Annotated in this window: 5 protein-coding genes; all 5 read right to left on the reverse strand. The window is 45.3% G+C overall.

Annotation, left to right across the window (positions count from 1 at the left end):
- Positions 1 to 45: 45 nt before the first annotated feature.
- Positions 46 to 1,185, reverse strand: a complete 1,140-nt coding sequence (locus tag P5683_RS10715; RefSeq protein WP_006669641.1) for a chemotaxis protein CheW — start codon at positions 1,183 to 1,185, stop codon at positions 46 to 48.
- A gap of 20 nt (positions 1,186 to 1,205) precedes the next feature.
- Positions 1,206 to 2,762 (reverse strand): CheR family methyltransferase, encoded by a 1,557-nt coding sequence (locus P5683_RS10720; protein ID WP_006620454.1) that lies wholly within the window; start codon positions 2,760 to 2,762, stop codon positions 1,206 to 1,208.
- A 180-nt stretch (positions 2,763 to 2,942) separates the two neighbouring features.
- Entirely contained in the window at positions 2,943 to 4,721 is a 1,779-nt protein-coding gene (locus tag P5683_RS10725; protein WP_006620453.1) for a R3H domain-containing nucleic acid-binding protein, read from the reverse strand.
- Positions 4,722 to 4,788: 67 nt separating this feature from the next.
- Positions 4,789 to 5,898 (reverse strand): circadian clock protein LdpA, encoded by a 1,110-nt coding sequence (ldpA, locus tag P5683_RS10730; RefSeq protein ID WP_006620452.1) that lies wholly within the window; start codon positions 5,896 to 5,898, stop codon positions 4,789 to 4,791.
- Between the two features lie 39 nt (positions 5,899 to 5,937).
- Positions 5,938 to 6,414, reverse strand: coding sequence for an NAD(P)H-quinone oxidoreductase subunit N (locus P5683_RS10735; RefSeq protein WP_006669642.1), 477 nt, complete (start codon positions 6,412 to 6,414; stop codon positions 5,938 to 5,940).
- Between the last annotated feature and the right edge of the window lie 292 nt (positions 6,415 to 6,706).

Below are 6,706 nucleotides of genomic sequence, written 5' to 3' on the forward strand. Positions count from 1 at the left end.
GAATATGCCAAACGATAGAGTTTTTATAATTAGTTAACAATTGGTTTATATTTCTTCATTAACTACCAGGGTTTCTTGGACTAGGATTTTTTCGAGGTCTAATAAACTCATCATCCGGTTTTGTGCTTGGGGATTTTGGCGATCGCGATAAATTGCTGTCCCTCGTAAATATTCATCTTGGGTAGAATGAACAGCGGCGGGAACTAGCTTAATAGCGGAGGGGTTTAGATAGGTGACATCAAAAATATCATTAACAATAATTCCGGCGACTACTTCACCAACTTGGACGATCGCGGCTTTTTGAGAATTACCGTTAATATCCATTGGTAGACCCAAAATTCCCCTAATATCAACCAAGGTGACAATTTCACCCCGCAGGTTCATATTACCGACGATATGAGGGGGCGTGCAAGGAATAGGGGTAACATTATGAATATCGGTAAATTCCCGAATAATCGAGAGATTTACGCCAAAGTATTCACCGTTTAAACCAATGACAGCCAAGGACATTAACCCGGACAATTCATCTTTCTCGGTCTTGCGCCTCAAATTCTCGGCACGTTCCCGAAAAATCTGCCTTTCTTCTGGTGTTGCGTCAGGACAGAAAGCGGGAATTTTACGGTTTTTGGGGACTGGATAATCATGGTCATCTCGATGAGTTTCACTCCCTAAACTATCTCGATGAGAATTACTGCGATCGGAGATAATTTCGGGACTATCAGATATAATATGATCCCGTAAAGATTCGGGATTTATGATCATAATAATCTGGTCTTCAATTTCGGCATATCCAGCGATCGCATGATGATGAGAGCCGGAACTATGGTAACTTGGTATTTCTACCATCATACTATAGGGAATCTTACTGGTTATATCCTCGGAGGAAATCATCTGCACTTCGCACACTTCATTCACCAAAATTCCCAACTTTTCATCACCTAACTGTAGGACAATAATAATATCATCAATTGCATAAGGATTTTGACTATATGCAAGTCCAAAATGAATATTTAAGTCAATGATTGATAATAGTTCACTGCGTAAATTCAGAATACCTACTAATTCGGGGGCTGCTTCGACAATGGGGGTGAGTTCAGGTAAGGAGAAAATCTCTTGAACTAAGAAGCCATCTACGCCATAATTCAATCCTCCCAACTTAAACATCAGATAAGGTTTAGTTTCCATAATTTTCAGTGCCTTATTTATTAATACAAAATCAGATTTAATTTTTGTTGGAGATAAGCCTTTAAGTCTCCTCCTAAAATTTCCCCTAAATAGGGTACAGGAAGATGGGCAGGAACTGTATTTAACAGGGATAATGCAGTTAAGTACAGTTTTTTGGCTTGGGGTAAATTTCCTTCCCTTTCGTGGACAGTTGCTAACTCGAGATGAGCGCAAATTGACGAAGCAGAAACATCGGATAAATAGATGATTCTTTTGGAGAAAATTTTAGCGTTTTGTAAGTCCCCTTGCTCCTGGGCAATGTGCAACAAAATATAATAAGGTTCAATGGATAATGACTGAATTTCCAAGGCTTTTTGACAATGTAAAATTGCCTGATCATGCTGTCCGCTATTGGCATAAATTTTCGCCATTAAATAATGAGCATCAAAATTTTGGGGATGGTTAGCGACAAATTCTTGAACTTTTTTGAGGGCTTCATTATAGGCTTTTTGGTTGATGAGCTTTTTGGCTTCTTCGAGGCTTTGACTAATGGCGATCGCCTGTTCTGATGCAGTGGGTATCGCGGAAATGGGTGGCGGTACAATCGATAAAGTCGAGAGATTACCTTGTTTCTGTTGACCGTGATTGGCGGGAGGTTGAGAAGGGGATGGTAAACGGCTACCATTGGGGTGATAATAGGCTCGATTTAGCAACGGGGATAAAGGCTGGCGATGGTTTAGGGAGACATTGGGGGAGGATACAGAGAGATTTTGGGGAGGTTTTTCCCGTTGATAAATCACGGACTCTGGAAAAATGCAGGCTTTAAACTCATCAAGTAATAATCCCTGAATTTCTGCATGGGCTGTCATCAGATACCCACCGGGCCTAAGTACCTGATAGAATTTTCTCAGAACCTGTACAATATAGGGTTTCTCGAAATAAACAAAAACATTTCTACATAAAATTAAATCGATTTTACCAAGACTGGCGATCGCATTGGTACAATTATCACTCACCAAGTTAAGTTTCAGGAACCTAACCAAACTTTTAGCGGCGGGATTAACTAACCAATTCTGTCCTTGGGGATAGAAATATTGACGTTGCACCTCGGGGTCAACCATGCGAAAAGACCAATGGCTATATACGCCATCTCTAGCGCGTTGTAGGGCGACTTCATTAACATCAGTTCCGGTAATCTCAATTAACCAATTTGACCAGTCTGGGAGCAACTGTTGCACTAAAATAGCTAAAGAGTAGGCTTCTTCCCCGGTAGAACATCCAGCACTCCACAAACGCAGAGTTTTAGAGGATTTTCGGGCGGCGATCAACTCGGGTAGTATGACCTCACGCAATAACTTAAACTGACCGCGATCGCGAAAAAAGTAGGTTTCCGTGGTGGTCAACAAAGGCATCAATTCCGACCATTCGGTTTGACTCTCGGTATTGGCGGCGGTGAGCAAATTATAGTATTCATTCAAACTAGAAAGATGTAGTTGCTGAACCCGTCGCCAAATTTTTTGGGAGAAAGTCCCATAATCCTGGGGTCGAATATGTAGCCCAGTCATGGTAGCAATTAGTTGAATAAGCTGTTGAATCATTGACCATTAAGTTAAGTTATTTGCCCAAACAACACTATCAAAGGCAAGAGGGAACAGTAGAGAGTGAATTAATTTTTCCTTAAACTTGCTAAAGTTGAAAGGGAAAATAGTTATATTTTAATTATCTATTGTAAACGGAGGCAACCCGAACAGGCTGCCTCTATAGTTGTGATGTGTTTGCTATGCTGGATAAATCCTGATCCGGCGGTTGGGTTCCTCGCCGAAACTGTTAGATTTCAGGCGATAGTGTTCGACCAGTTCATGCTGCATTTTTCGCACTTTTGGGGAACGAGGTAAAAGTTCCACAGGTTGACCCTTGGGAATGACAATTTCCTCTACTGCTAGTCTGGCTTCCTCTAAGGCTTCGAGTTCATCAGAGGAATTCCCGGAAGCAAACAGAGTCAGATCAGGAACTTCTGGAGTGCTAGGATCCGACCTGTGTAGTAACCGATGCAGAGCCTTAGCAATCTGAGGGGGACTGCCAGATTTAACGGTGTGAATGGGTATATGGCGATTTTTTGCCATTTGTCGCAGCTTGGACTGATTGCGAATATGCGATCGCAAAGCCAAGACGACATCAGCACTGTCAATATCCTTAGTCACCACCACAGGCAACATCAGAGTGCGAATCACCTGATCTATCTGATAGCGAGCGATCGCATAGGGATAGATATGCAGAGGCAAATCATCCTCATTAAATCCATTATCCCCCAGATCCAAACCATTGTCATCCCCCAATCCTTGACTATCAAAGGAGGCATTCAGCAACTGTTCAAATTCCTGGGTGGCGGGTTTATTTTCCGGCGCAGACCCTTCGCGAACAGTAGTGCTAGTGGGAAGTGGCATCATTTTCCCGGAAGCCCGCAGACCCCCCAAACCCGGTGCAGACAAAGGGGGTAAGGGTCGGGATGAACCAGTAGATGCTCCTGCTGGCACCGCATTCCGAGCGGCGGGGGTGCTATAACGTTCTTGGGTAACAGTGACTTCACCGCGATCGTTCATTTGTCTGACCTGTAAAGTCGGCTGCATTCCCCGCAGCAAACCATCAACAGTAGTTGATACCGACTCATGGACAACCCAACGTTCCCGTTCCAACATTTCTATGGCAATATCAAAAGTTGGGGGAGCCTTACGTTCCAAAACGGTTTTTTGAGAACCCCGCCGCCGTGCTTCATCATCTCCCAGAGTGACGGCTTGAATTCCGCCAATCAGATCTGCTAAAGTGGGGTTCTTCATCAGGTTTTCAATGCGGTTACCGTGGGCGGTTCCGATTAATTGCACACCCCGCTCGGAAATTGTGCGGGCGGCGAGGGCTTCCAATTCTGTGCCTATTTCGTCAATGACAATCACTTCGGGCATATGGTTTTCCACCGCCTCGATCATGACCTGATGTTGCAGTTCTGGACTGGCTACCTGCATACGTCTGGCTCGTCCAATGGCGGGGTGCGGAATATCTCCATCCCCGGCAATTTCGTTAGATGTATCGATAATTACGACCCGTTTATGGAGTTCATCAGCTAGGACGCGGGCAATTTCTCGCAGGGCAGTAGTTTTGCCGACACCAGGACGACCTAGCATCAAAATTGAGCCTCCGGTTTCTACCAAGTCTCGGATCATGCCGATTTTGCCAAATACGGCGCGACCAACTCGACAGGTTAAGCCGATAATTTTCCCGGTGCGGTTGCGAATGGCACTAATCCGGTGTAGGGTTTTTTCAATACCGGCTCGGTTGTCACCGCTAAACTCACCAATGCGGGATATGCAATGGCCCAAGTCATCCCAGGTAACAGGCTGTTGGGATAGGTATTCGGCATTGCTGGGAAAACGAGCCTCTGGGAGACGACCCAAATCCATAACTATTTCAATCAAACATTCGCGTTCTGGGTGGTTGATCAGGTTTTTTCGGACTGTTGGGGGAACAATATCAAGCAATCTGTTAAGGTCGTCTGTGATCTGCATACTTCTCAGGTTGAAGTGTTCAATCAATAGGGTGAGAACTGGTTGAGGGATTTGGAGGCAGGAAACCTCAAAATCCTTTGATTTGGGCAACTAGGGAACTTGCTAGGTTAACGGCTTTCCATAGTAGGTCTGCTTGGGTTTCTAATTGAGTGATTTTTGACATTTCTAGGGGGTCAGATTCCTGATTAGGAGATTCTAGGGATTCCCAAATGGGGGAAAGTAAGGTGCGAGCATAGCTACCATAGGCGACTCCGGCGACTTTTGGGGAAGTGGAGTTTTTCTCGGTTCCCTCATCGGGGAGAAGTTTTAGCGATCGCAGCTTGGCTACAGTATAATCATTTGTGCCTCCTGCTAGTTGCACATATCCTGGTAGTTGGGCGGATAACACCTTTTGGCTCAGTTGAATGCTGGCTCTGGTGGTGCCACTACCTATGTCGCCACTCATGGGTCTACCGTCGGTTTGCCAAATTAAGGCGGTTGTTGACGGTAGGGGAGTGATTAGCTGGTGCAGACTCCACAAATAATCGATTAGGTCGGGGCTGTTGGGACAGCTAATGGCGATCGCTTTTAGTTGGTGTATCCAAGGCTGAATATGATTCCACAGGCGACGGAAGTCGGCTTCGCGATCGCTTTGGGTGTGGATTTCGATGGCATCAACTCCGGTTTGAAATATCAGCGGCGCGACGGCTTCTGGGGTAAATACATAGGACCGAGCGCGGATCAAATTTGATGGACAAACGGGAATACACCGACCACAGCCATAGCATAGTTCATCTATAACCCCAGCTTGTAGGTCGCTAAAAGCGATCGCCCCCGCCGGACAAATGCTTTCACAGGGACGGGGACAATGGCTGGGACAGGCTGTGGCTTCAAATTCAGCTTTCCGAAAATGGGGATCTTCTCCGTCGTTGAGGCTGACCATTAACCACGGTCTCCCTCGATAGCCAAAACCTCGGCGGCGAGCCTGATTTCCTAAATCAGCACATAATGCGATCGCTTCCAGGGTAGCCTTGATCACGGCTGGGTCCGCCGCCACATCAATGCAGTCCGCCCCCGCTAGGGTATAAGCTAGGGCCAAATGGCGCACTGATGGCAGGTGCTGGTAACTGGCTCCACAAATGAGTTTGAACCAGCGACCTGTTTTCAGTGATGTTAGAGGGGAATCAGTAGTGATCACATTTTCTATGTTTACATGGATGCGGGAAATGGTTGGCGCTTAGGCAACGGCGATCGCATTTTTTAAAGGTTTCCAGCTAAATTGGCGATCGCCTCCCATCTCTATGGCAATTTTAACCCGAGGTTCAATACTCGGTAGGCGACTGAGAAAATCGACCTCTTGGCTTGACAAAATATGCCCTTCTATGATCCATAATACTAATCCCTTGGAGTTAGGGGGCAGATTCTCTAACTGATAGTTGACCACCGGAGGAAGATAATAAATATCTCCCACCGCCGCATCATTACCACTGCTTTTTTTACCTAGGTGAGGCGGTCGGACACCATGAACCCCCAACAAGTACGCCGCCAAGTCACCCAATCCCCTGGCTGATAGGCTATAGGTAGTATAACCAGCTATCCTGAGACGGCGGCGGTAACGTCCCTCAAATCCTCCCTCCAACGGAACATAGAGCGCTAAAGCTCCTTCCGACTCCAAATCTCGAATTAGTTTCCCACCGGTTGTAATCAGTGCCATAGGTTCAATTACCGTCTGTTTGCTCAACTGTTACCTTAAATTTACCAGATTTAGGCGATCGGGCAACCTTCCGGCCACACAATTGATAATTCTAGGGGCGGGTTCTTCTATAACCTCGCCCCGGAAATTAATAATTAATAATTAATAATTAATAATTAATAATTAATAATTAATAATTAATAACTGCTAATTATCAACCTCGCCCCGGAAATTAATAATTAATAATTAATAATTAATAACTGCTAATTATCTACCTCGCATCCCCACCTAGAAATTGATGATTCATTACAGG

Source organism: Limnospira sp. PMC 1279.21, from assembly GCF_032349615.1.
Taxonomy (GTDB): domain Bacteria; phylum Cyanobacteriota; class Cyanobacteriia; order Cyanobacteriales; family Microcoleaceae; genus Limnospira; species Limnospira fusiformis.

What these genes read in the sequence shown, in the direction of transcription:
- P5683_RS10715 (WP_006669641.1), bottom strand. Translation starts at nt 1,185, where the DNA reads ATGGAAACTAAACCTTATCTGATGTTTAAGTTGGGAGGATTGAATTAT.
- P5683_RS10720 (WP_006620454.1), bottom strand. Translation starts at nt 2,762, where the DNA reads ATGATTCAACAGCTTATTCAACTAATTGCTACCATGACTGGGCTACAT.
- P5683_RS10725 (WP_006620453.1), bottom strand. Translation starts at nt 4,721, where the DNA reads ATGCAGATCACAGACGACCTTAACAGATTGCTTGATATTGTTCCCCCA.
- P5683_RS10735 (WP_006669642.1), bottom strand. Translation starts at nt 6,414, where the DNA reads ATGGCACTGATTACAACCGGTGGGAAACTAATTCGAGATTTGGAGTCG.